18 protein-coding genes and 1 tRNA gene are annotated in these 25,136 nt (G+C 70.5%); 10 read left to right on the forward strand and 9 right to left on the reverse strand.

Annotated elements, in window-relative coordinates:
- Positions 1-61 precede the first annotated feature (61 nt).
- The 5 genes from AC07EQ_RS14460 to AC07EQ_RS14480 form a co-directional block, all read right to left on the reverse strand.
- Complete coding sequence (locus AC07EQ_RS14460; protein ID WP_478388428.1) at positions 62-5,035, reverse strand: NAD-glutamate dehydrogenase; 4,974 nt, start codon at positions 5,033-5,035, stop codon at positions 62-64.
- Between the two features lie 287 nt (positions 5,036-5,322).
- Complete coding sequence (locus AC07EQ_RS14465; RefSeq protein ID WP_478388429.1) at positions 5,323-8,097, reverse strand: hypothetical protein; 2,775 nt, start codon at positions 8,095-8,097, stop codon at positions 5,323-5,325.
- A 107-nt stretch (positions 8,098-8,204) separates the two neighbouring features.
- Positions 8,205-9,881 (reverse strand): energy-dependent translational throttle protein EttA, encoded by a 1,677-nt coding sequence (gene ettA / locus AC07EQ_RS14470; protein WP_478388430.1) that lies wholly within the window; start codon positions 9,879-9,881, stop codon positions 8,205-8,207.
- A gap of 141 nt (positions 9,882-10,022) precedes the next feature.
- Entirely contained in the window at positions 10,023-10,433 is a 411-nt protein-coding gene (ssb, locus tag AC07EQ_RS14475; RefSeq protein ID WP_478388431.1) for a single-stranded DNA-binding protein, read from the reverse strand.
- A gap of 123 nt (positions 10,434-10,556) precedes the next feature.
- Positions 10,557-12,581 carry a bifunctional copper resistance protein CopD/cytochrome c oxidase assembly protein gene (locus AC07EQ_RS14480; protein WP_478388432.1) on the reverse strand — a complete coding sequence of 675 codons (2,025 nt, stop codon included), beginning with the start codon at positions 12,579-12,581 and terminating at the stop codon, positions 10,557-10,559.
- Positions 12,582-12,675: 94 nt separating this feature from the next.
- On the opposite strand from AC07EQ_RS14480, the gene AC07EQ_RS14485 reads away from it, so the two are divergent.
- Positions 12,676-13,257, forward strand: a complete 582-nt coding sequence (locus AC07EQ_RS14485) for a DUF3558 family protein (protein ID WP_478388433.1) — start codon at positions 12,676-12,678, stop codon at positions 13,255-13,257.
- A gap of 132 nt (positions 13,258-13,389) precedes the next feature.
- Positions 13,390-13,463 (forward strand) — tRNA-Arg (locus tag AC07EQ_RS14490).
- Positions 13,464-13,643: 180 nt separating this feature from the next.
- Here the strand turns inward: AC07EQ_RS14490 and AC07EQ_RS14495 are convergent.
- On the reverse strand, positions 13,644-14,294 hold the full coding sequence (locus AC07EQ_RS14495) for a dihydrofolate reductase family protein (protein WP_478388434.1): 651 nt from the start codon (positions 14,292-14,294) through the stop codon (positions 13,644-13,646).
- A 748-nt stretch (positions 14,295-15,042) separates the two neighbouring features.
- On the opposite strand from AC07EQ_RS14495, the gene AC07EQ_RS14500 reads away from it, so the two are divergent.
- Positions 15,043-15,471, forward strand: coding sequence for a DoxX family protein (locus tag AC07EQ_RS14500; protein WP_478388435.1), 429 nt, complete (start codon positions 15,043-15,045; stop codon positions 15,469-15,471).
- Positions 15,472-15,476: 5 nt separating this feature from the next.
- On the opposite strand, the gene folE is transcribed toward AC07EQ_RS14500, so the two are convergent.
- The gene (folE, locus tag AC07EQ_RS14505; RefSeq protein WP_478388436.1) at positions 15,477-16,073 is read right to left on the reverse strand and encodes a GTP cyclohydrolase I FolE; all 597 of its coding nucleotides are present in this window, start codon (positions 16,071-16,073) and stop codon (positions 15,477-15,479) included.
- Between the two features lie 153 nt (positions 16,074-16,226).
- Between folE and AC07EQ_RS14510 the strand changes: the two genes are divergently transcribed.
- Positions 16,227-16,931, forward strand: a complete 705-nt coding sequence (locus AC07EQ_RS14510) for a helix-turn-helix transcriptional regulator (RefSeq protein ID WP_132486963.1) — start codon at positions 16,227-16,229, stop codon at positions 16,929-16,931.
- Between the two features lie 49 nt (positions 16,932-16,980).
- On the opposite strand, the gene AC07EQ_RS14515 is transcribed toward AC07EQ_RS14510, so the two are convergent.
- On the reverse strand, positions 16,981-18,210 hold the full coding sequence (locus AC07EQ_RS14515; RefSeq protein WP_478388437.1) for a sodium:proton exchanger: 1,230 nt from the start codon (positions 18,208-18,210) through the stop codon (positions 16,981-16,983).
- A gap of 267 nt (positions 18,211-18,477) precedes the next feature.
- On the opposite strand from AC07EQ_RS14515, the gene AC07EQ_RS14520 reads away from it, so the two are divergent.
- From AC07EQ_RS14520 to AC07EQ_RS14545, 6 genes are all read left to right on the forward strand, one after another.
- A complete protein-coding gene (locus tag AC07EQ_RS14520) occupies positions 18,478-18,855 on the forward strand; it encodes an ArsR/SmtB family transcription factor (RefSeq protein ID WP_478388438.1) in 378 nt (125 codons plus the stop codon).
- A gap of 241 nt (positions 18,856-19,096) precedes the next feature.
- On the forward strand, positions 19,097-20,425 hold the full coding sequence (locus tag AC07EQ_RS14525) for a 2-hydroxycarboxylate transporter family protein (protein WP_478388439.1): 1,329 nt from the start codon (positions 19,097-19,099) through the stop codon (positions 20,423-20,425).
- A 14-nt stretch (positions 20,426-20,439) separates the two neighbouring features.
- Positions 20,440-21,615: a CaiB/BaiF CoA transferase family protein gene (locus AC07EQ_RS14530; RefSeq protein WP_478388440.1), complete on the forward strand. Its 1,176-nt coding sequence runs from the start codon at positions 20,440-20,442 to the stop codon at positions 21,613-21,615.
- Positions 21,615-22,406 carry an HpcH/HpaI aldolase/citrate lyase family protein gene (locus AC07EQ_RS14535; protein WP_478388441.1) on the forward strand — a complete coding sequence of 264 codons (792 nt, stop codon included), beginning with the start codon at positions 21,615-21,617 and terminating at the stop codon, positions 22,404-22,406. Before AC07EQ_RS14530 ends, AC07EQ_RS14535 begins: the two co-directional genes overlap by 1 nt.
- A 196-nt stretch (positions 22,407-22,602) precedes the next feature.
- On the forward strand, positions 22,603-23,529 hold the full coding sequence (locus AC07EQ_RS14540; RefSeq protein WP_478388442.1) for a LysR substrate-binding domain-containing protein: 927 nt from the start codon (positions 22,603-22,605) through the stop codon (positions 23,527-23,529).
- Between the two features lie 35 nt (positions 23,530-23,564).
- The gene (locus AC07EQ_RS14545; RefSeq protein ID WP_478388443.1) at positions 23,565-23,960 is read left to right on the forward strand and encodes a hypothetical protein; all 396 of its coding nucleotides are present in this window, start codon (positions 23,565-23,567) and stop codon (positions 23,958-23,960) included.
- A 343-nt stretch (positions 23,961-24,303) separates the two neighbouring features.
- Here AC07EQ_RS14545 and AC07EQ_RS14550 read toward each other — a convergent pair whose 3' ends face one another.
- Positions 24,304-25,119, reverse strand: a complete 816-nt coding sequence (locus AC07EQ_RS14550; protein WP_478388444.1) for an SAM-dependent methyltransferase — start codon at positions 25,117-25,119, stop codon at positions 24,304-24,306.
- Positions 25,120-25,136 lie beyond the last annotated feature (17 nt).

Raw genomic sequence — 25,136 nt, forward strand, 5'->3', positions numbered from 1 at the left:
TTCCTTTCTGCCGTTCGGGTGGCTTGCGGCCGGTGCGACCGCAAGCCACCCGATCATGCCGTCACCGCACCATGCTGCGCAGCTGGCGGGCCGCCACCGACAGCGTGGCCAGATCCAGCCGACCGGAGTTCTTGATCTGCTCCAGCGACGAGTTGGCCCGCGCCAGTCGCGACTCGTTGGTGGATTCCCAACGAGCGATCTTCTCCTCCGGGTCGTCCTCCGGATCACTGGTCCGCAGGACGTCGATGGTGATCGCACGCAGCGACGCGTAGAAATCATCCCGCAACGCCAACCGGGCCAGCGAGTGCCACCGGTTCCCGCGCTCCAACTCGTTGACCGCCAGCAGCATCCGCTCGACGTCGAGGTGCTCGGCCAGCGAGTAGTACAGGTCGGCGCTCTCCCGCGGGCTGCGCTCGGCCGCGACCCCGGCGTCGCGCTCCGCGAGCTCGGCGATCTCCCGGACGTCCAGCAGCGCGAACGAATCCAGCAGCACGCCGACGCGTTCCGCCAGGTCCGCCGGGACGCCGGCCGCCGTCCAGCGGTCGATCATCTCGGTGGCGCCCTCGGCCGCCCGGCCGCGCAGCAGGCCGCGCACCGAAGCGGACAGCTCCGCGACCACCGGCTGGAAGCGGGCGATCTCGGCGCCGATCGCCAGCGGCTGCGGCCGGTTGGTCAGCATCCAGCGCGCCGCCCGGTCCAGCAGGCGGCGGCTTTCCAGCACCAGCTCGTCGGCCACCGAACTCGGCACCGAGCCGCCCAGCGCATCGATCTGCGCCCACAGCTCCTGCAGCCCGAAGACCTCGTCGACCACCGCGAACGCCCGCACCGCGTCGGTCGTCGAAGCGCTGATCTCCTCGGACAGCCGGTAGGCGAAGGAGATGCCGCCGCCGTCGACCATCTCGTTCACCAGCAGCGTCGTGATGATCTCCCGGCGCAGCGGGTGAACCGCGATCGCGTCGGCGTAGCGCTCCCGCAGCGGCTTCGGGAAGTACTCCGGAAGCCGGTTGCTGAACGCCTCGGTGTCCGGCAGGCCGCTGGCCAGCACGTCGCGCTTCAACGCCAGCTTGACGTGCGCCATCAGCGTCGCCAGCTCCGGCGAGCTCAGGCCCTCGCCGGCCTTCTCCCGGTCGCGGAACTCCTTCGACGTCGGCAGCGCCTCCAGCGCGCGGTCCAGGCCGGCGTTCTTCTCCAGCGCCAGGACCTGGCGGGCGTGCACCGACACCATCGGGGCGGCGTGCGCCCGCGAGATGCCCAGCACCGCGTTCTGCGCGTGGTTGTCGGCCAGCACCAGCTCGCCGACCTCGTCGGTCATGTCCGCGAGCAGCTCGTTGCGCTGCTCACCGGTCAACCGCCCGTCGGCCGCCAGGTGGTCGAGCAGGATCTTGATGTTGACCTCGTGGTCGGAGCAGTCCACCCCGGCGGAGTTGTCCAGCGCGTCGGTGTTGACCTTGCCGCCCGCGCGGGCGAACTCGATGCGGCCCAGCGACGTCAGACCGAGGTTGCCGCCCTCGCCGACGACCTTCGCCCGCAGGTCGGCGCCGTTGACGCGGACCGCGTCGTTGGCCTTGTCGCCGACGTCGGCGTGCGTCTCGGTCGCGGCCTTGACGTAGGTGCCGATGCCGCCGTTCCACAGCAGGTCCGTCGGCGCCAGCAGGATCCGCTTGATCAGCTCGGCCGGCGCCAGCTTGCGCACCGACTCGTCGATGCCCAGCGCCTCCCGGATCTGCGGGTTCAGCGGGATCGACTTCAGCGACCTCGACCACACGCCGCCACCGGCGCTGATCTTGCTGCGGTCGTAGTCGTCCCAGGTCGACCGCGGCAGCTCGAACAGCCTGCGGCGCTCGGCGAAGGACACCGCCGGGTCCGGATCGGGGTCGATGAACACGTGCATGTGGTTGAACGCGGCCACCAGCCTGATGTGCTCGGAGAGCAGCATGCCGTTGCCGAACACGTCGCCGGCCATGTCACCCACGCCGACCACGGTGAAGTCCTCGGACTGGGTGTCCACGTCGAACTCGCGGAAGTGCCGCTTGACGCTCTCCCACGCGCCCTTGGCGGTGATGCCCATCGCCTTGTGGTCGTAGCCCACCGAGCCACCGGAGGCGAACGCGTCGCCCAGCCAGAAGCCGTAGGACTTGGCGACGTCGTTGGCGATGTCGGAGAACGTCGCGGTGCCCTTGTCCGCCGCGACCACCAGGTAGGTGTCGTCGCCGTCGTGGCGCACCACGTCCTTCGGCGGGGCCACCTCGCCACCGACCAGGTTGTCGGTCAGGTCCAGCAGGCCGGAGATGAACATCCGGTAGCAGGCGATGCCCTCGTCGAGGGTGGCCTTGCGGTCCACCGCCGGGTCGCCGGTGGGCGCCGGCGGGCGCTTCACCACGAAGCCACCCTTCGCGCCGACCGGCACGATCACCGCGTTCTTCACCGCCTGCGCCTTGACCAGGCCCAGGATCTCGGTGCGGAAGTCCTCCCGCCGGTCCGACCAGCGCAGACCGCCGCGGGCCACCGAGCCGAACCGCAGGTGCACGCCCTCCACCCACGGCGAGTACACGAAGATCTCGAACTGCGGGCGCGGCTCCGGCAGCCCCGGGATCTCCCTGGGCTCCAGCTTCAGCGCCAGGTAGGAGCGTTCCTGCTCCCCGTCGGCGGCGAAGTAGTTGGTGCGCAGCGTGGCGCGGATCAGGCTCAGGTAGCTGCGCAGGATCCGGTCCGCGTCCAGGCTGGTGACCTCGTCGATCAGCTTGGTGACCGCGTCGGTGAGGTCCGCCTCGCGGGCCGCCCGGTCGCCGGCCTCCAGCGCCGGGTCGAAGCGCGTCTCGAACAGCCTGACCAGCGTCGTGGTGGTGAGGCGGTGCGCCAGGATGGCGTCCTCGATGTAGTCCTGGCTGTAGGCCACGCCCACCTGCCGCAGGTACTTGGCGTAGGCGCGCAGCACCGACGCCTGCCGCCAGTTCAGCCCGGCGCGCAGCACCAGCGCGTTGAACCGGTCGACCTCGGCGTCGCCGAGCCAGGCCGCGCGGAAGGCGTCCTCGAAGCGCTCCCGCAGGGTTTCCAGCAGGCCGTCGCTCGTCGCGGTGTCCAGCGTCGCCGGGTCCAGCCGCAGCCCGAAGTCGTAGATCCAGAACTGCTGGTCGGCGTCGCCGACGATGACCTCGTAGGGCCGCTCGTCCACGACCTCGACGCCCATGCTCTGCAGCACCGGCAGCACCCGCGACAGGGTCACCCGGCCGCCGACGTAGAGCTTGAAGCGGCGCTGCCCCGCGCTGGCGTCGCGCGGCGCGTAGAACGACATCTTCAGGTCGCGCGGATCCGACAACGACTCCAGCCGCCGGAGGTCGGCGAGGCCCTCGCTCGCGGTGAAGTCCTCCTTGTACGCCTCCGGGAAGCTCGACGCGTAGCGCTGGCCGAGCTGGCTGATCGCCTCCGACAGGCTGCGCCCCGCGTGACCGTCGCGGCCGCCGCCGGACTGCTCGGCGTCGACCTCCTCGATCATCTGGTCGTCCCAGGTGTGGATGGCGTCGGACAGCCGGTGCTGGATGCGCACCAGGTCCGGCTCCACCTGGTCCTCCGGGTCGGTGTGCACCACGAAGTGCACCCGCGCCAGGGTGGATTCGCCGACCCGCGTGCTGTACTCCAGGCCGGTGCCGTTGAGCTCCTCCAGCAGCACCTCCTGCATCGCCAGCCGCGAGCTGGTGGTGTAGCGGTCCCGCGGCAGGTACACCAGGCACGAGTAGAAGCGGCCGTAGGTGTCGCGGCGCAGGAACGGCTTGAGCTTGCGGCGCTCGGCCAGCGCCAGCACGCCGGTGATGGTGTCCTGCAGCGTGTCCGCGTCGGTGGAGAACAGCTCGGTGCGCGGGTAGTTCTGGATCTCCTCCAGCATCCGCTGGCCGGAGTAGGACTCCATCGGGAACCCGGCGCGGTGGATGATCTCCCGCACCCGCCGCTCGATGAACGGGATGTCCAGCACGTTCTCGTGCAGCGCGGTGGTGGTGAACAGCCCGAGGAAGCGGTGTTCCCCGTTGACGTTCCCGGCCTCGTCGAAGGTCTTGACGCCCACGTAGAACGGGTGCACCGGACGGTGCACTGTGGACGGTGCGCTGGCCTGCGTGAGCACCAGCAGGTCCTTGGACAGCGCGCTGGCGCGGGCGTCCGGCCCCGCGGTCAGGCTGCGCGCGGCGACGCTGTCGCTGCGCAGCACGCCCAGCCCGGAGGCCAGCACGGCCTGCAGCGCGGGCTCGGTGCCGTCGTCGACCAGCTCGTAGTGCCGGTAGCCGAGGAACGTGAAGTGCCCGTCGGCCAACCACCGCAGGAGCTCGGCTCCATCGTGGACGTCGGCACCCGGCAGCGGCGGCGGGGTCTGGTCCAGCTCGTCGGCCAGCGACCGGGCGGTGGCGTGCATCCGCTCGGTGTCCTCGACGACCTCGCGCACGTCGTTGAGCACGTCGGCCAGGCCCTGCTTCAGGTCGGCGATCCGGTCGGTGTCGACGACCCGGTCGACCTCGACGAACATCCAGCTTTCGGCCATCGCGTCGGCGGGCGGGGCCGCCGGGTCCGCGTCGGGCAGCACCTCCAGCAGCTCGCCGGCCACGTCGCGGCGCACCACGACGATGGGGTGGATGATGCGCTGCACCTCGGCGCCGTAGCGGCCGAGCTCGGCGATCACCGAATCCACCAGGTACGGCATGTCGTCAGTAACGGTCTGGACCACCGTCGCCTGGCTACCCCAGCCGTCCTCGGCCCGATCCGGGTTGAAGATCTGCACCAGCGGCCGCCCCGCGACCCGCTCCGCGGCGAGCCGGTGGTGCGACCGCAGTGCCCCGACGAGGTCGGCGGGCTCGTCGTCGACGAGCTCCTCGGCGGGCACGTGCCGGTAGTAGGCGCGCAACAGCTCGGCGAGTTCCGGTGCGGACTCAACCGCTCTGTCCAGCAGACGGCGCTTGGCCAGTTCGGGGTTCTCGGACCGCTCGCCGACCGCGTCGTCCCCATCGGCTCGCGGGCGTTCTCCGGTCTTCAACTGTCCGGGATTCGAGGTCATCTTCAGGCAGCTCCACGCTTGACGGCACCTCTTTGTGCCAACAGGTTCCACCTTAAGACTGCCAGTTCCAGCGCCCGGCAGAGGGCGGTAGCGCGGTCGGGCACGTGAAAAGCGGCACAATGATCGATGACTTTGACGTTTCAGAAAACGGTCTTGATCGCGATTCCCACCCGGCCACCGGAAGGTGGCGTGGAATGTCGCCCGTCACGTCCGCGCAGGCCGCGGTGCACGTCGACGCGCGCCTGCGCATTCGGACCAAGCCGTTGCGCCGCTTCGGTGAAACGGCTTCAGAACAGCGGATCCACCGCCGTGGAGTCGCCCGCCGCCCGGCGGTGCCGAGGGGCCACGGCGGGACCTCGATCGTCCGATGTGGACGAATGAACGGAGCGGGAAACCTGGGAATGGCCGGTGACTCCGGACACACGCGCTTCGCTGTGCCGGCCCGACGGCGCGGCCTCCTCGACCTCGGGTTGCTCGCGCCGACCGCTCTCGTAGGCCATCAGCGCCTCGGTGAGCAGCTCCGCGAGGCCGATCTTCTCCGCTGCCCCCGCATCCGCCGCCGGTGGTTCCACTGCGGGCAGTGTTGCGGGAGGTGACATTGCGGCGGGCGGTTCCGGGGCCTCGCGGTCGCCTGCCGGTTCGGAAGTTCCCGCGACGGGCAGCGACGGCTGCGGTTCGACGACCGGGAGGTTCGGCTCGGTCGCCCAGTCCTGGCGGTGCCTGCCGAGCAGCTCCGCGGCGGGAGTCGGCGATGTGACCGCAGCGGCGGACGATTCTGGTGGTTCGATCGGTTCTGGTGGTTCGGCCGGTTCGGCGTGCCTAGCGCGGCGGCGCCCCGGGCGGGGCTCCGCGGACAGCTGGAGACCGGCGCGGATCTCGGCCAGCGACTTGCCACGCGATCGGCGACCGCCTTCGCGCTGCTCCGTCCCTGCCGCAGAAGCCCCAGCCGACTCGACCACCGGATCGTCCGCCGTCGGCGTGCCCGGGGTCAGGACGTCTGCCGGCGGTGTCTGGATCGTCGGTGTCTGAATCGTCGGTGTCTGAATCGTCGGGGGCTCGGTCGCCGGGGGCTCGGTCGCCGGGGCGGCTTCACCCTCACCGTGGAACGGTTCGAGCGACAGCGCATCGTCGGCCCGGTGTCCCCCCGGCCGTTCGGCGGCGGGTTCGGTCGCCGTCGGGTCCTGGCCGTACTGCGATTCGAAATCGGCTCGCGCTTCCGGCAGCGGATCGGCCACCGGGGAATCCGCCACCAATCCGGTTCCCGACCAGTCGTCCGGCCCGGCCGGAGCCCCGATCACCGGCATGATCGTGGTGACATCCGCGGCGCTCGAGTCGCGGCCGGCAGTGGCCGCCGTCCGGCGAAGGTTGTCCAACGTCGCGGCGAGCGCGCTCGTCCCGGCCTGGAGACCTGCGTCACCCGGCTGGTCCTGCTGCGGCTCGTACGCCACAGGCACCTCGGGAATGGTGCGCTCGGCGCCGGACGGCTGGTCCGAGCCTTCCGAAGGCCACCAACTCGCCTGCGACGAGGCCGAAGCCTGCTCGACGTGCTCCGCAGACTCGGGCTCCCCGCCGGGAACGCCCTGATCGGCGGGCGGCGGGAAGGCAACCGTCTCCGTGTGTACGAACTGACCGCCCTCGGTCTCCACCGTCTCGGTGCGTGCGAACTGACCGCCGCCCTCGGCTTCCGGCGGCTCGGCGGCCGGGAACGCTGCCGCACCGGACTGGTCCACCTCGGGCTCGGCCGGTTGGATCGTCACCGGGTCGAGCACGACCGTCGGCTGCGCCGACTCCTCGGAAATCCGGGGCTCGGGCATCTCCTGCCGACGGCGCCCGCCTTCGCGCTGTCGGGCGGCCCTGCTGGTGAGGGTCTCCATCAGTCGACGCGCCGCGTCGTGTGCATCCCCGTGCTCGGACTTCGCGTGCTCCGATTCGGCCTGCTCGACAGCGTCCTGCTCGGGCTGACGAGGTTCCGGCGGCCAGTACGCCGGCTGCTCCGGCACGACCGCTCGGGCCCCAGCCGGATCGGGGCCCTGCGGCACCGGCTCGTGCGGTACAGACCGGGATAGACCGCTCGAACGCGGAGGCACCTCGACGTCGCCCGCGAGCACCGGGTACTCCGCGAGCAACCGGACCCGCGCGTTGTGCACGGCCGCGCGCCAGCGCCGGTCGGCGGCGTACGCACCCCTCAGCGCGCGAAGCGCTTCGGGGAACTCCGCTCCCCGTTCGTGCACGTGGGACAGCGCGTTCAGCGCCTCAGCGAGCAGACCGTCCAGCTTGTGCCGCTCCGAGATGGCCGCGGTGTCGTTGAGCGTCCGCACCGCCGCGCCGTGGTTGCCGTCCGGCAGGTGCACGCGCGTCGCCATCGCGAGCCCCAGCCAACCGACCGGCCCGGCCGCCGCGGCGCGAACCGGCTGTGCCAGCACGGATTCCGTCGCCTGGACGGCCTCCGGACGGCGCCCCAGCTCCAGCAACGACTGCACCCGTTCCAGGATGAGACGGGTCCGGATCTCCCCGCTGTCCGCGGCCGGATCGCCGAGCTGCCCGAGCAGCGCGAGACCGGCGTCGGCCGCGGCGACGGCCTCGCCGAACTCGCCCAGCCGGCGGTGATGCCCCGCTCGCGCGGCGCGGACCCGAGCCTTGAGCAGCCGGGCGGTGTCCCGGCTGAGGCCGCACGTCTCGTACAGCCGCTCGGCCTCGTCGAGCGCCTCGGAGCGCTGGCCGTCCTGCTGGTGTGCGGGCAGTGACGCGGCCAACGCCAGCAGGGCGTGCGCCCGCACTTCGGGTTCGATCCGCTCCTGCTCCAGCACCGGGTTCAGCACCCGGACCGAGACCTCGCAGTTTCCCGCGCTGCGCGCGCACCACGCCAGCTCGACCCGCAGCTCCGCCACGACCTCGGCGTCACCCGCGGCCTCCGCGTCGCGGACCGCCGCGAGCGCCCGGACGGTTGCCGGGACGCCCCGGCCCAGCCGGTTCGAGGCGAACAACGCGAGGGCCTCGGCTCTCAGGCGAGCCGCCTGGTCACCGGTGCGCCTGGCGAGCGCGACCGCACGATCACTGAGCATCAATGCCAACTCGGGCACTCTCCACCGCATCTGCCGTGCGGGTTCGAGCAATCCCTGTGCCGAGCTTGTGTTCGGTGAAGCGGGCACGCTCGCCAAAGCGCCTCCGTTCAGCCCCTGGTCAGCTTGCGATGCGTCACTCGGTGCGGACGGGCCGCCTCCGCGCCCATCCTCTCGATCTTATTCGCTTCGTAGCCCTCGAAGTTGCCTTCGAACCAGAACCACTTCGCCGGGTCCTCGTCGTCGCCCTCCCACGCGAGGATGTGCGTGGCGACGCGGTCCAGGAACCAGCGGTCGTGGGAGATCACCACAGCGCAGCCGGGGAACTGTTCGAGCGCGTTCTCCAGCGAGCTCAGCGTCTCCACGTCGAGGTCGTTCGTCGGCTCGTCCAGCAGGATCAGGTTGCCGCCCTCCTTGAGCGTCAACGCCAGGTTCAGGCGGTTGCGCTCACCACCGGAGAGCACTCCGGCCGGCTTCTGCTGGTCCGGACCCTTGAATCCGAAGGCGCTGACGTAGGCGCGCGACGGCATCTCGACCTGACCGACCTGGATGTAGTCCAGCCCGTCGGACACGATCTCCCAGACGTTCTTGGCGGAGTCGATGTTCGCCCGGTTCTGGTCCACGTAGGACAGCTTGACGGTGTCGCCGACCTTGACCGTGCCGGCGTCCGGCTGCTCCAGGCCCACGATGGTCTTGAACAGCGTCGTCTTGCCGACCCCGTTCGGGCCGATGACGCCCACGATGCCGTTGCGCGGCAGCGTGAACGACAGGCTGTCGATGAGGAGGTTGTCGCCGAAGCCCTTCTTCAGCTTCTCGACGTCGACGACGACGTTGCCCAGGCGCGGGCCCGGCGGGATCTGGATCTCCTCGAAGTCGAGCTTGCGAGTGCGCTCGGCCTCCGCGGCCATCTCCTCGTAGCGGCCCAGTCGGGAACGCGACTTGGTCTGGCGCGCCTTGGCGTTGGAGCGGACCCACTCCAACTCGTCCTTCAGGCGCTTCTGCAGCTTCGCGTCGCGCTTGCCCTGCACGGCGAGCCGCTCGCCCTTCTTCTCCAGATAGGTCGAGTAGTTGCCCTCGTACGGGTAGGTGCGGCCGCGGTCCAGCTCCAGGATCCAGCCGGCGACGTTGTCCAGGAAGTACCGGTCGTGGGTGACGGCGAGGACGGCGCCCGGGTAGGTGGCCAGGTGCTGTTCCAGCCAGAGCACGCTCTCGGCGTCCAGGTGGTTGGTCGGCTCGTCGAGCAGCAACAGGTCGGGCTTGCTCAGCAGGAGCTTGCACAGGGCGACGCGGCGGCGCTCACCACCGGAGAGGTTCTTGACCTCCGCGTCCGGCGGCGGACACCGCAGGGCGTCCATCGCCTGCTCCAGCTGGGAGTCCAGTTCCCACGCGTCCGCGTGGTCCAGGTCCTCCTGGAGCTTGCCCATCTCCTCCATGAGCTCGTCGGAGTAGTCGGTCGCGAGCAGCTCGGCGATCTCGTTGAAGCGGTTGAGCTTCTGCTTGATCTCCCCGACGCCCTCCTCGACATTGCCGAGGACCGTCTTCTCCTCGTTGAGCGGCGGCTCCTGCTGCTGGATGCCGACGGTGTAGCCCGGCGTGAGGAACGCTTCACCGTTGTTCGGCTGGTCGAGTCCCGCCATGATGCGCAGCACGGTCGACTTGCCAGCCCCGTTCGGCCCGACGACGCCGATCTTGGCGCCCGGGTAGAACTGGATGGTCGCGTTGTCGAGGATGACCTTGTCACCATGCGTCTTGCGCACGTTTTTCATGGTGTAAATGAACTCGGCCATGCCATGAATCGTAGTTGCGCCCCGTGGCGGACCGCGCACGCGGTCCCCCAGCACCTCGCCGACGGCGTCCGGCCGCCCCACACCGGCGGTTATCACCTCCCCGGAACCGAAATCCGCAATGATCGGGAGAAAGAATCGCGATCAACCGCCGGGCAGCGAGACGAGCCCGCGGTCCGTCGCCGACCGTGGTCGGGGCACGCCCGGCGCCTCCGGTGGCGCGGCCCGCGCCAGGTCTAGGCCGATCGCGGTGGCCTCCAGCTCGACGACGGTGCGCCACTGCCCGCCCGCCTCGTACTCGCGGGTGCGCAACCGCCCGGTCGCCACCACCGGATCGCCCTTGCCCAACGCCGCGGCGACCCCGTCGGCCAGCCGCTTCCAGCAGTTCACCGTCGCGAGGAACCGGTCGCCGTCCACCCATTCCCCGGTGTCCCGGTCGAACCGGCGGGAGGTCGCCGCCGCCCGGAAGCTCACCACCCGGTTTCCGTTCTGCGTCTCCCGCACGACGGGCTCGGTGATGACGTAGCCCACCACCGTCACCTGGGTCTCGAACATCTCTGCCGCTCCTCTCGGTCCTGCGCGGCCGACTTCCGGCCCGCGAACCAAGACTGCCCGAAGATCGTCACGCAGCGCGACCGATTTACCGCGTTCCGTGACAACTCCGGCCGATCGGCCAGGTCAACTACGCCGAGGGGTGTCCTTGTCGGAGAGCTGCTTAAGCATTTCGTTGTAGGCGGCCAGATCCGCGTCGCCGTCCGCATCGGCCTTCCGGTCGATTCTCCGGGCGGCCCGGGAATCCGCGCGGGACCACTGGATCAGCAGCGCCAGCATGACCACGACCAGCGGCACCTCGCCCGACGCCCAGGCCAGCCCGCCGCCAAGCCGCTGGTCGGCGAGCAGATCGGTCATCCAGGGCAGGTCCAGGCCGCGGTAGAAGCTCGCCCCGATGACGGTCTGCGACATCATCAGCACGATCCCGAAGAACGCGTGGAACGGCATGGAGGCGAAGACCAGGCCGACCTTGCCCAGCGAGGGCAGCGGGCGCGGCGCCGGGTCGATGCCGATCACCGGCCAGTAGAAGATGTAGCCCACCAGCAGGAAGTGCGCGTTCATCGCCAGGTGCGCCCAGTGCTCGGTCAGCGCCACGTCGAACAGACCGGTGAAGTACAGCGCGTAGAAGGACCCGACGAACAAGGCCAACGCGACGATCGGGTTGGTCAGCAGCCGCGTCACCGGCGAGTGCACGAAGGCCAGCAGCCACTCGCGCGGCCCCGGGGGCTGCGACTTCCCGGCGGGCTTGAACACCCGCAGCGCCAGCGAGGTCGGGCCGGCCATCACCAGGAAGACCGGCGCCAGCATGGACATCAGCATGTGCTGGCCCATGTGCACGCTGAACACGGCGGGCGCGTACTTGCCGATCCCCGACGAGGTGGCCACCAGGATCGTCGCGCAGCCGCACAGCCAGGCGATGGTCCGGCCGACCGGCCAGGCGTCGCCGCGCTTGCGCAGCCGGTGGACGCCCACCAGGTACAGCGCGGCCAGGGTCAGCGCGAGCGTGCCGTAGACCAGGTCGAACCGGCCGTCGAACAGCAGGCGGAGGAACGTCGGCGGCTCGTCGAGCGGATAACCGATCAGCAGCTCGGTCCGGCCGGGCACCTCCCTGGCCCCGTCCGGCGGCGGCGTGCGCCCCAGCGCGACGGCGATGCCGATCGTGGCGAACATGACCAGCACCTCGCCCGCGCCCAGCCGCAGCAGCGCCGACCTGCCGGCCCCGCCGTCCAGCCGCTGCACGACGCTGCGGCGCTGGAAGAAGCCGAACACGCCGAGCGCCACCAGCCCGACGGTCTTGAGCACCAGCAGCACGCCGTAGGTGGAGGTGAACAGCTGCTCCGGCGAAACCCGGACCAGCGAGTTGATCACGCCGGACAGCGCCATGGCCGCCCAGCAGACCAGGGCGACCAGCGAGAACCGCCTGGCCACCAGCGGCAGGTGGGCGCCGTCGCGGGCAGCGTGCGCCAGCAGCGCCACCAGGCCGCCGACCCAGATGACCGCCCCGAACAGGTGGAAGAGCAGGCTGTTGGTCGCGATGTCGTGCGCGCCACCGCTGGCCGAGTGGCCGGTGGCGATCACCGGGAACAGCCCGGCGAGCCCCAGGCCGAAGGTCACCACGGTCCAGCCCCAGGACAGCACCACCCGGCAGGCCAGCGCGACCACGAACGCGAACAGCGCGGTCAGCGCCCAGGCCTTGGCTTCCTCCAAGGCATCGACGAGGCCGAACAGCACTTCGGCGCTGAGCACATCGGACACCGGGCGCCCGGTGGCGTCGGCGGCGATGAACGGCACCATCAGCGCCGCGCCCAGGCACCAGACGGCCGCCGCCCAGCCGGCGGTCCGCACGGCCGCGTACCCATCGGCGGCCAGCGCGCCCGAGCGCTTCGCCGGGATCCCGAACGCCGCCAGCAGCAACGAGCCGATGCACACCACCGCACCGGACTCCGCCAGCACCCGGACCACCGGCAACCCGTACTTCGTGATCGGCCCGGGATCGGGCAGGCCGAGCAGGGCGTATGAGGCACCGGCGGAAAGCGTGGTGAGGGCGGCGGCGATCAGGGCCGCCAGCACCCCGGCGGTGACGACCAGCACGCCCACCGCGCTGGCCGTGCCGCGCCGTTCCGGTGCTGGTACGGGGGTTTCGGATGGCACACACCGAGCGTAACGGCCGACGCGTGGCGGCCACGCCGCAGGATGGCGCGCGGGAACGTGGTCTGCCGCACCCGCGGGCCGCTACGGTTACCGCGTGACCATTGTCCGTCGCTGTGCGTTCCTGCTGCCGATGTTGCTGCTGTTCGCGGCGACCGCCTGCGCCGCGCAGGTTTCCGGCGAGCCGGTACCGGCAGCGGGGTTCTACGACAACACGACGCCGCCTTCGCAACCACCGTCGACCGTCGTGACCCAAGTGCGCATCGCCACCCCGCGCAACATCGAGGGGATCGACTCCTGCGGCCTGCTGACGCCGGTGGATCTCGCGGAGGTCGGCGGCCCGGTGGGACCGCCGCACGCGGACAACCCGATCGCGGGCGCCTGCGCCCACCTGCTGGCCAGCGGCCCGGAGAACACCGCAGCGGCCGGCTTCTACGAGCCGTACCAGGCCGTCGTCACCCGCCAGCCACGCGGCGCGGCGACCGACATCGAGGGCCATTCGGCCTGGTTGTACTGCGAGCTCGTGAACACGCACCAGACCTGCACCGCGGCCACCGCGATCCGGTCCGACCGGACGCTGGTGACCATGCTCTCGATGCAGGGTGCCTCCGCGGCCGATACCGCTGACCAGCTGTTCTGGCTCACCACGGCCGCCCTGCACAAGCTGCCACCCGCCTGATCGGGTCGCGTTCGGCAGTCGATCAGCTTGCCGTTAGGTACCGGCTCGGCAACGGTGCGGCGTCAGTCCCACACCTGCCCCCCCGTACGGCTACCCTGCTTGCTGCAGCCCAGGCGAGCCGCAACCCGATCGGCCCCCATAGCTCAGCTGGATAGAGCAAAGGACTTCTAATCCTTAGGTCGCAGGTTCGAGTCCTGCTGGGGGCGCAAAGGCGCAGGCGTGCGAAACGGGGGTTGATCCGGTTCAAGATCAACCCCCACCTTATTCCCATCTTCGCTTCAGCCGTTCGATAGCAGGTTCGAGCCCCTGTTGGGGAAGGCGCGAATCGCCCCTCACCGGGGGACTCCGGCGAGGGGCGATTTCTTGTATCTGGACCCACCAGGGGATCAGCGGGCCTGTTCGAGTTCTTCCTTTCCGCCGGCTCCGACGACGATGTTCCCGGCCGAGACCGCGCCGACGTAGCTGTAGGTCTGGCCGATGACTCCGGCGGGCGTCGACCGGACGCCGGTGAGCTGCCACGTCGTCGGGGCGACGCCCTGCTCGAACAGGCGCTGGCCCTTGCCCAGCGTCACCGGGAAGGTCAGCAGCCGCAGCTCGTCGACCAGCCGGTTCTTCAGCAGGAACTGGATGAGCCTGCCGCTGCCGTGGACCTGCAGGGCCCGCCCCTCCTGCGCCTTGAGGTCCGTCACCTGCCGGACCAGGTCACCGCCGGCGAGGATGTGCGTGTTGTGCCAGTCGGCGCTCGTCAGCGTGGCCGACGGGACGTACTTGGGCAGCGTGTTCAGCTTGGTCGCCGCCTGGTCCTCCGGGTTGGTGATGTTCGGCCAGTGCGCGGCCATCAGCTGGTAGGTGCGCCGCCCGAGCAGGAACGCGTCGGCGTCCTCGAACCACGGCCCGGCGATGGCGTTGAACCCCTCGTCGACGTGCGGCACGAGCCAGCCACCCAGGTCGAACCCGAGCGAGTTGTCCTCCGCCGGCCCGCCCGGGCTCTGCAGCACCCCGTCGAGGGAGATGAAGGTGGTCACGGTGAGCTTCATCGTTGGTTGATCCTGTCCTTGTTCCCGAGAGATGACGATCGGCAGCACGGGGCGCGCGAGCCGGCGTCGGCCCGGGCCATCACCCGCCGCCCGCCGTCCCGATCGACTGCGCAGCGGTTGTCCCGATGGAGGGCGGTCACCGGGTGGAATCCGCTGGCGCGGACCACGGCTGCCGCCCTCCTGTCGTGCGATTGCCGATGCTGCGTAAAGCCTGCGGAATCGCGGCGCGTCCGAACAAGACGACAAATCGAAACGTCCGTTTAGCCGCGATCAACGATCGGCGCGTGCCGGAGCCGCGCCGAAGAAGCCGGACCTGGCTGCATCGTTGAGTTCGAGTTCACGGTCGATTTCCCGATCGCGCATTGATCGTTCCGGATCCGGGCGCGATCGTTGGTCCCGGCGGCGAAAGATCCGGCGAGAGGAGGGACATCGCCGCCTAGCGGGCGAACGGGCCGTGCTCTTCGACGATCTGTGCGAAGTCCCTGATCAGGTCGGGCCGGCTCGCGGTGCGCCCAGTGCGCCAACGCGGCGCCGCGGATCGGGGCGAAGGCGATGTCGGGCCGAGGGGACACGGCTTCGCCGGAGGCGAGGACCGGGAAAAGCACCCCAGCCGATTTCGGCGTTGTCCCTGGCAGATCCGCTGAAGTCCGCGGCACATCACCTCTGGAACGGGCCCGTCCGGATTGGGAAGTTCCTCGCGCGGAAACGCCTACGTCATCAGGGCAACACCGCGGAGGAGGGCAGTCGTGTGACGCACGACCATTCGGATCGACTGGGCGGGATCGCGTTGTCCGTGACGCGGATCGTCGTGTCCTTCATGTTCATGCTGCACGGTGCGGCCGGCCTGTTCGGCGTGCTGGGCGCGCCGTACGCCGCGCCGCTGTTCGCTTGGCCGTCCTGGTGGGCGGGGGTCATCCAGTTCGTCGGCGGCGGTCTGGTCCTGCTCGGGCTCTTCACCAGGCCGGCCGCGCTGGTCTGCTCGGGCGCGATGGCGTACGCGTACTTCTCCGTGCACCAGCCCCGGGGCCTGCTCCCCATCCAGAACGCCGGCGTTCCGGCCGCGCTCTACGCCTGGTTCTTCCTGCTGATCGCCGTGCTCGGTGCCGGACCGTTCGCACTCGACGCGCTGTTCCGCCGAATCCCGCGCACACCCGAGCACGCGGCGCGCTCGGACTGAGCCCGTCAGGCGTTGACGCCGGTGAGGGCGAAGAACTCCTGCCGGGAGCGCGCGTCCTGCCGGAGGGTGCCCAGCAGCGTCGAGGTCACGGTGTTGGAGCCGGTGGCCTGCACGCCGCGCAGGGTCATGCAGGTGTGCTCGGCTTCGATCACGACGCCGACGCCCTTGGGGTCGAGCTGCGCGCACAGCCAGTCGGCGACCTGCTTGGTCAGCCGCTCCTGGACCTGCGGGCGGCAGGCGAAGTGCTCGACGATCCGGGCCAGCTTGGACAGCCCGAGGATCCGGTCGCCCGGCAGGTAGCCGACGTGTGCGACGCCGACGAACGGCAGCAGGTGGTGCTCGCAGACCGAGCGCACCGGGATCGACCGCGCGAGCACGAGCTCGTCGTACTGCTCCTCGTTCGGGAAGGTCGTCAGGTCGAACGGCCGCGGCGAGAACAGCTCGGCGTACGCGCGGGCCATGCGGCCGGGCGTGCCGACCAGGCTCTCGGAGTCCGTGGAGATCCCCAGCGCCCGCAGCAGGTCGCCGGCGGCCTTCTCGGCGGCGGCGAGGTCGATCTCGCCATCGGACTCGTGGACGACGTGCGGGGAGAGGGCGGACATCGGGCGTTCCTCCGGTCGGTTGTGCCAGGCCGGACCTGGTTTCACCAACGAACGTTAGTCTTATTCCGGAAGCCGGGTCAATGCAGCAGCATGCCGATGTTCCGGTGCGATTTCGGACACCGCATTGGGCGCGGGAAGCGTTACCGTTAGGACATGGTGTCCAGCGACGAGCCGGTGGCGGGCTCGATGGCGGCGATCGCCGTGTTGGCGGACGACCTGCGACGCGGGATGTACGAGTTCATCCGCCGCGCCCGGCGTCCGATCGGCCGGGACGAAGCGGCCGCCGCGGTCGGCATCTCCCGCAAGCTCGCCGCCTTCCACCTGGACAAGCTCGTCGACGCGGGGCTGCTGTGCGCGCGGTTCGAGCCGGTGGGCGGCATCCGCAAGGTCGGGCGCACGCCGAAGGTCTACGAGCCCACCGATGCCCACATCGGGGTGAGCATCCCGCCGCGGCGCCCCGACCTGCTGGCCGACATCCTGCTCGACGCGGTGCTCAGCGAGGGCGACCAGGAGACCGCGATCGAGGCGGCGATGCGCACCGCGCACGAACGCGGGCACCGCCTGGGCACCGAGGAGCGCATCCGCAGCCGCCCCGGCCGGCTCGGCGCCGAACGCGCGCTGACCAGGACCGAGGACGTGCTGGCCCGCTACGGCTTCGAACCGGACCGGGAGACGCCGACCTGCGTCCGGCTGCGCAACTGCCCGTTCCACCCGTTGACCGCCAGGTCGCCGCAGCTGGTGTGCGGGCTCAACCACGCCTTCCTGCGGGGATTCCTCGCCGGTCTGGAGGCCCGGTCCGTGGAGGCGGTGCTCGAACCGCGGCCCGGGGAGTGCTGCGTCGCCCTGCGCAGCACCTGAGGGTTCACCAGCGGGCGCGAGACTGGGGGTGCGCCCGCTGATGAACGGCTCAGCCCACGGCCGCCGGCTCCTTCACCTCGGGTTCGGCGACCTCGCGCCGGAAGGGTGCGGCGAGGGTCGGCAGGATGTGCCTGCGGTTGCGGATGAGCGCAGCGATCGCGATCGCGGCGTAGATGCCGCACAGGACGTAGCGAGCGGTCTGGCCGGGCAGCGCGAACTGCACTGCGAACAGCGCGAGCAGCGTCCACGCCGCCCAGCGCGGGAAGCGCAACGCCAGCAACGCGGCCACACCGAGCACCGTTTGCGTCGCGGTGAGCAGGAACTCCTCCACCTGGCGGGCGTCGAGGTGCAGCGCCGTCCCGCCGCCGCCGAACAGGTAGGCCACCGGCAGGCTGCCCACCAGCAGGGTCCACTGGTTGACCTTGCTGGAGATCAGCGTTCCGATGGCGTCGGCGCCCTTGCCGCGGACCGCGAACAGGATCGCCACGATGAACTCGGGCGCCTCCGAGGCCAGCGGCGCGAGCCACTGCACCAGCAGGAACTCGTCGATGCCCAGTTGGGTGCCGGTTTCGATCAGCGAGTGGGCGAACGGCTCGGCGCAGGCGACGATCACCGCGGCGGAGAACACGAACAGCGCGATCACCAGCGGCCGTCGGACGTGCTTGGGCAGCCCGCCGATGGTGGCCGCGGTGCCGACCAGGTCGGGTTCCGCCGTCTCCGCGCGCGAGACCTTCCACAGGTAGAACACGAAGAAACCGAGCAGCGCGAACCCGAGCAGCAGGGAGATCTGCCCGGTCGCGGGCACCACGAAGGCGACCACCGAGGCGATCGCGAGGAACCCGAGCTCCACCCGGTTGCCGGACTCCAGGGTCAGCTCCCGCACGGTCTTGCCGGTGCGCCGCTTGGCCAGCGCCAGCGCGACGATCACCACCAGCGACCAGCCCAGGCCGAGCAGCAGCCGGTTGGAGCCGGTCATGTTCGCCGCGGCGTAGGCGACGTAGGCGGGATCGCTGCCCGCGGTGTAGGCGAAGAAGAGGTCGACCGCGTACTCGGGCAGCACGGCGATCACGGCGAGGATGGCGATCGCCAGGCCGCCGGAGATGTCGACCTGCGCCGCCTCCGCGGCCCAGGCCAGGACGAACGACGAGGCGACGACGGCCATGCCGAACAGCAGCAGGCCGAGCACCGGGCTCACCGGCAGCCCGGCGAACCGGATGGTCAACGCGGGCACCGCCAGGGCTCCGCAGAGCGCGAGCGGACGCAGCAACTTGGTGGACATCGAGCACCTTCCCGGACCACGGCCTGCCTCGGCCGGGACGTCCAGGGGTCTCGGCCAGGCGCAGATCAGCTGGCCGAAGGTCTCGTCCACCCGCATCGCGGGCGCCACCGCCGGAGACGGATCTCAGCGTGTCGACGGTGGTCTTGCGGACTACTCCCCTTCGGAACGAGGACAACCCTCGCAGTCATTTCGTAGTTTTCGCAACCAACGAAGTGTTTGCGCGGCGGCCACCCCGGGGTTGTGCGATGCGGAAGAATCGAACTCGCCATGCCGAAAAATCCCGCGCTGCCCACCGCAGAACCCGGCCTGCCCAGGCAGGAGGCCGAACCGACCGAGGCCCAGCTGGCCGCCGCAGCGGCGACGTTCGCCCTGCTCGCCAGCCCGCCGCGGCTCCACCTCGTGTGGTTGATCACACACGGCTCGTACGACGTCGGCACGCTGGCGAAGCGGGTCGGCATCAGCATCGCGACGGTCAGCCAGCACCTGAGCAAGCTCCGGCTGGCGGGCGTCATCACGGCCCGCCGCGACGGCCGCCGCCACCTCTACACCGTCGACGACCCGCACGTGGTGGCGCTGGTGGACCAGATCTTCGACCACATCGCCCCGGACGGAACCCTCGCCCCGGACCCGCCGCAGACCCGCTGAACGGCGAGCGCAGCGCCCGGATTTGTGCACTGTGGACGCCCGTGGCCGCCCGGTTCCGCTTCGGCCTGGCCGGAGTTCTACCCCGCGATTCGGGTGCGGCGTTCTACCGGCATGCGCGAGTTGCTCGGCGCGGCCAGCGCCCAGCCATAAGCGCGGCTTATGCCCACCTCGGGATTCGGCCCCTACTCGGGCCCGGCGGCCGGAGGTTTGATGCCTGCTATCCCTACGAGGAGGTAGCGCGATGGCATCACCCCCGGACACGGCATCGGCGGAGCACGTGGTTCCCGCCGAGCGGCACCGGTCCATCTGGTCGGTCCGGATCGGCGTCATCCCGCTGCCGTTCTACGCGCTGCTGGTCGTCGTGCTCGCGGTGCTCGCCTGGCAGGACGACCTGAAGGCCGACATCCCGACGATGGCCGCGCTGCTCGGCGTCTGCAGCTACACCTGCTACGAGGTCGGCAGGCGCATTCCCGGCTTCCGCTCGATCGGCGGGCCCGTCATCCTGGTGACCTTCCTGCCCGCCTTCCTCGTCGCCGCCGAGTGGATCCCCGCCGACCTGGCCAAGAGCATCTCGACGTTCTACAAGTCCACGAACTTCCTGTACGTGTTCATCGCCGGGATCATCGTCGGCTCCATCCTGAGCATGAACCGCACCGTGCTGATCAGGGGCTTCCTCAAGATCTTCGTGCCGCTGGCCGCGGGCTCGGTGGCCGCGCTGGTGGTCGGTTCGCTGGTCGGCTGGGCGATCACCGGCGACCTGCACCGCACCGTCTTCTTCATCGTCGTGCCGGTGATGGGCGGCGGCCTCGGCGAGGGCGCCATCCCGCTGACCCTCGGCTACTCGCAATCCGGCGCGGGGCCGGCGGAAACGCTGCTGGCGCAGGTGCTTCCGGTGGTGCTGCTGGCCAACGTCTGCGCGATCGTCTTCTCCAGCGTGCTGTCCATGATCGGGCAGCGCTTCCCGCGGACCACCGGCTTCGGCAAGATCCAGCCCGCCGAGGGCGACGGGCTCGACCTCGCCGCGAGCGAGCAGCCCACGTTCGACATCCGGCAGCTGGCGGCCGCCGGGTTCATGGCCCTCGCGCTGTACCTGCTCGGCGAGGCCACGCACGCGCTGTTCGACTGGCCGGCGCCGATCGTGATGCTGGTCGCCGCGATCGCGCTGAAGCTGACCCGCTGGCTGCCGCGCAGCCTGGAGCACCACTCCGGCCTGGTCTACGGCTTCATGTCGACCGCCGTGACCTACCCGCTGCTGTTCGCCATCGGGGTGTCGTCCACGCCGTGGAACGAGCTGCTCAAGGCGTTCACCGTCGGCACCGTGGTCACCATCGTCGCCACCGTGATCACCATGATGGCCACGGCCTTCCTGGTGGGCCGCTGGATCGGCATGTACCCGGTGGACACCGCGATCGTCGTCGGCACCCACACCGGCATGGGCGGCACCGGCGACGTCGCGATCCTCAGCGCCACCCGCCGGATGGCCCTGATGCCGTTCGCGCAGATCGCGACGCGCATCGGCGGCGCGATCACGGTGACCATCGCGCTCATCGCGCACGCCAACCTGTCCTGAGAGGTGGAAAGCCAGTGCAACCCCTCCGCGGCGTGACCGTGGTGGCCCTCGAACAGGCCATCGCCGCGCCTTATGCCAGCAGGCAGCTCGCGGACCTCGGCGCGCGGGTGATCAAGGTCGAGCGGCCGGGGGCCGGCGACTTCGCGCGCCAGTACGACTCCCGCGTCAACGGGTTGAGCTCGCACTTCGTGTGGGTCAACCGCAGCAAGGAGTCGCTGACGCTCGACATCAAGGACCCGCGCGGCATGGCGGTGCTCCGGCAGCTGCTCGGCACCGCGGACGTGTTCATCCAGAACCTCGCCCCGGGCGCGGCGGCCCGCATGGGCCTCGGCGCCGAGGAGCTGCAGGCCGGCAACCCCGGGCTGGTCGTGTGCGACATCTCCGGCTACGGCAGCGGCGGCCCGTACGAGTCTATGAAGGCCTACGACCTGATGGTGCAGAGCGAGGCCGGGCTGCTGTCGGTGACCGGTTCCGGCGCGGACATGGCCAAGGTCGGCATCTCCGTCTCCGACATCTCCGCCGGGATGTACGCCTACAGCTCGATCCTCGCGGCGCTGCTGGAACGCGCGAACACTGGCAGGGGCGCGCACATCGACGTGTCGATGCTGGAATCCACGGTCGAGTGGATGGGTTTCCCGCTCTACTACACCTACGACGGCGCCGAGCCGCCGCCGCGCGCGGGCGCGGCGCACGCCACGATCTACCCGTACGGCCCGTTCACCGCGGGCGACGGCAAGGTCATCATGATGAGCATCCAGAACGAGCGGGAATGGCGGGCGTTCTGCGACCGGTTCCTCGGCCGACCGGAGCTCGCCGAGGATCCCGACTACGCGGGCAACGCCAACCGCAACGCCAACCGCGAGGAGCTGGGCCGGATCATCGCCGCCCGCTTCGCGGCCCTGACCGGCGACGAGGCGACCGCGCTGCTGACCGCCGTGCCGGTGGCCTGCGCCCGCGTCAACACCCTCGCCGACGTGTGGGAACACCCGCAGCTGGCGGCGCGCGGCCGGTGGCACGAGGTGCAGACGCCGCGCGGCCCGGTGCCCGCGCTGGCGCCTCCCGGACCGGTCGATCCCGCGCCGCGGATGGATCCGATCCCGGACGTCGGCGAGCACACCAGGAAGATCTTGGCCGAGCTCGGCCATGGCGAGTCCGATGTGGACGAACTCGTTCGAGATGGGGTGGTGTGATGGAGAACGCGGTCACCTGGCTGTTCGTGCCCGGGTCACGTCCGGAGCGGTTCGCCAAGGCCCTCGGCGCGGGGCCAGATGCCGTCATCGTCGACCTGGAGGACGCGGTCCCGGCGGACGCCAAGGCATCGGCGCGGGAGAACCTGCGCGCCGCGTGGCCGATCGGCGCTGGCGTGGCGGTGCGCGTCAATGCGCGCAGCAGCCCGGAATTCGACGCCGACATGCAGCTCTGCCGGGAGCTCGGCCCCGACGCGGTGGTCCTGCCGAAGACCGAGAGCGCGGAGGACGTGCGGGTGACGGCCGGGGCCACCGGCCGGCCGGTGCTCGGGCTCGTCGAAACCGCGCGTGGATTCGTGAACCTCGGCGAGATCTGCGCGGCTCCCGGCCTGACCAGGCTGGTGTTCGGGAGCATCGACCTGGCGCTGGACCTCGGCGTGACGGCCGACGCGGCGCTGGACGCCTCGCGGGCGGACCTGGTCCGCTGGTCCGCGGCGAACGGGCTGCCCGCGCCGGTCGACGGTGTCACGCCGTCGATCAGCGACACCGACGCCGTCGAGCGGGATTCGCGCCGCGCCAAGGAATGGGGCTTCGGCGGGAAGCTGTGCATCCACCCCGCGCAGCTGCCGATCGTCCGCGACGCCATGCGCCCGAGCGCCGAGGAGATCGCGTGGGCGCGACGCGTCGTCGACGCGGACGAGCAGGCGAACGGCGCAGCCGTGTCGCTGGACGGCGCGATGATCGACCGGCCCGTGGTCGAGCGCGCCCGGCGGTTGCTGCGCGCGGCGGAGTAGCCGAGCGGAGATCGGTTCGGCGATTTCGCGCGAAATCGCCCTCCGCCAGGCGTACCGAACGGCGTTTTCGCGCGAAACCGGCGCTCCTCGTGAGGGAGCGGTGACGGTTTCGCGCGAAAACGGCGTCCTGAGACTGGGCGGGCGATGCGTGGTTGAATCCCGGACGAGTGGAACAGGCAGCTGGAACGGGGGCGACGTGGACATCGCTCACCTGCGCGACTTCATCACCGTCGTCGACTCCGGCAGCCTGACCCGCGCCGCCTCCCGGCTCTACGTCTCCCAACCGGCGCTGAGCCAGCGGATCGCCCACCTGGAGGCCGAGCTCGGCGTCCGGTTGCTGGAGCGCGGGCCGCGCGGCGTGACGCCCACCGCCGCCGGTCGCGCCCTCTACCGCGACGCGCAGCGGCTGGTGCGGCAGTTCGACCGCATCGCGGGCGACGTGCTCAGCGGCGACCAGATCCACGGCCCGGTCGCCGTCGGGCTGCCGACGACCGTCTCGGTGCGCCTGGCGCCGGCGCTGTTCTCCTGGACGAAGGCGCACCACCCCGGCATCCACCTCCAGCTGTTCGAGTCGATGAGCGGCTACATCCAGGAACTGCTCACCCTCGGCCGCCTCGACCTGGCGGTGCTCTACCGCGACGACGACACCGTCCGACCGGCCGAAACCCCGCTGTACTCGGAAGACCTCTTCCTCATCGGGCAGCCGAAACCGCCCGCGGCCGACGAGGACGAGATCCGGCTGGTCGACCTGCACGACACGCCGCTGGTGGTGCCCGGCGGCCGCAGCAACCTGCGGGCGCTGATCGACCGGGCGTTCGCCGCGCAGGGCCTGGTGCCGTCGATCGTCGCGGACGTGGACTCGCTGGGCTCGATGATCCGCATCGCGGCCGGCGGCGAGGCGTGCACGATCCTGCCGCTGTCGAGCGTCGCGGACCAGGAGAACCACCGGGAGCTCGGCGTTCGGCGAATCCGCAACCCGGTCATCTCGCGCAGCGTCGCGGTCTGCAACGCAGTCGAGTACTACCCGTCCCGGGACGCGGTGGCGGCGGTGCAGGAGGGCATCACGGTGGTGACGCGGCAGATGGCCGCCGCCGGCGAGTGGCCCGGGATCCGGCTCGCCTAGCGCTTTTCCGCGCACCGGTCTGGCAATCTGTTCGGGTGCTGGAGATCGCGGACAAGCTGGGCTCGGTGCTCTCGGCCCTGATCGGGCTCCTCGGGCTGGGCCTGACCGGGTACGGGCTCCGGCTGCAACGCCGCGCGACGCGGCCGACCGCTCCCCCGCCGATCGCGAACGCCCCGTTTCCGTCAGACCCCACCGTCCCGCCGCAGCCCGGCCCGGCCCGGCTGGAGGTCCCGGACCGCTCCGCCTGGGTGCCGTCGTCGGAGTACCTGCCACCCGGGCAGTTCACGGGCATGGATCAGGGCTTCGGCTACCCGCCGATGCAGCAGCCGGACGTCCCGGGGCAGGCGGCGCCGCGCCGAACGGTCCTGGTCATCGGCCTGGTCCTGCTCGCCGTCGCGATCGCGCTCGGCGTCGTCACCTGGATCCTGTAGCGATTCCGGCAGATGTGCCCGGAGGCGGCTTCCCACCGGCCACAACCTGCCAGGCTGCCCCACCGGTCGTGAGTACTTTGGGCTGCTGTAGAGCCTGTTCTGGCTGTCGTGGTGTGAGGTGTGGTAGCGCGGGGTCTTGTCTTTGAAGCGGCGAAGCCGCTTAGCCCACCTACGCAACCGGCACCGCCGCGGGTTCTCAGGTGTTTTCTCGCGAGGACAGCCCCGACGTGGTGAATCGGCATTCATGAGTCGGGGATCCCACAGCGAGAAGACGCCTGAGGTTCCGCTACCCGCACCGCCACGCAGGATGAGTTTGGAAGCAGCCTCTGAAGAGCCTGTTTTCTCAGGGTTTGCGGGCTACTCCGCCGAGGAGGTTGTGCTCCGCGTCGGAGGGTTCCTTCAAGCGGGGGCCGTCGGGCCACCAGTCGAACAGGTACGTCAGGCCCGGTTCGATCATTTCCAGGCCGTTGAACAGCGCCTGGATCTCGTGGCGCTTCCGGTAGAAGCAGGTGCCCATCATCGCTTTGAACGCGGCTTGGGCTTCATCCGCCAGCCTGCCCCGGGATGTGCCGTCATCCGGGTGGTAGAGGTGCGAGATCGCGAGGAACGAGCCCGGAGCCAGGGCGTCGATGTAGGTCGACATGATGCCGGCCGGATCCCGGTCCGCCGCCACGTGGTGCAGGGTGTTGCCCTGGATCAGCGCCACCGGGCGGCTCAGGTCCAGGTACTTCGTCACCACCGGGTTCTGGAGGATCTCCGCGGGGTTTCGCATGTCCCCGAACTCGAAGTGCGTGTACTCGTTGTCGACCAGCAGCGCTCGGCCGTGCGCGACGACCGACGGGTCGATGTCGAAGTAGACCACCCGCGCCTCGGGGTTGATGCGCTGCGCCGCCTGGTGGGTGTTCTCCGCGCTCGGCAGGCCCGAGCCCAGGTCGAGGAACTGGTCGACGCCGGCCGGCCCCGCGAGGTAGCGGACCACCCGGATCAGCCAGCCCCGGCACTGCTTCCCGACCTGCACCGCGTCCGGGGCGATCTGCAGGATCTGCTGCAGGACCTCGCGGTCCACCTCGAAGTTGTCCTTGCCGCCGATGAAAGCGTCGTACACCCGCGCGATGCTCGGCTTGGACGTGTCGATCTGCGTCCTGTCAACAGCTGCCATGGTCGAATCCGCTCGGT

This window comes from Saccharopolyspora sp. NPDC045839 (assembly GCF_056431645.1).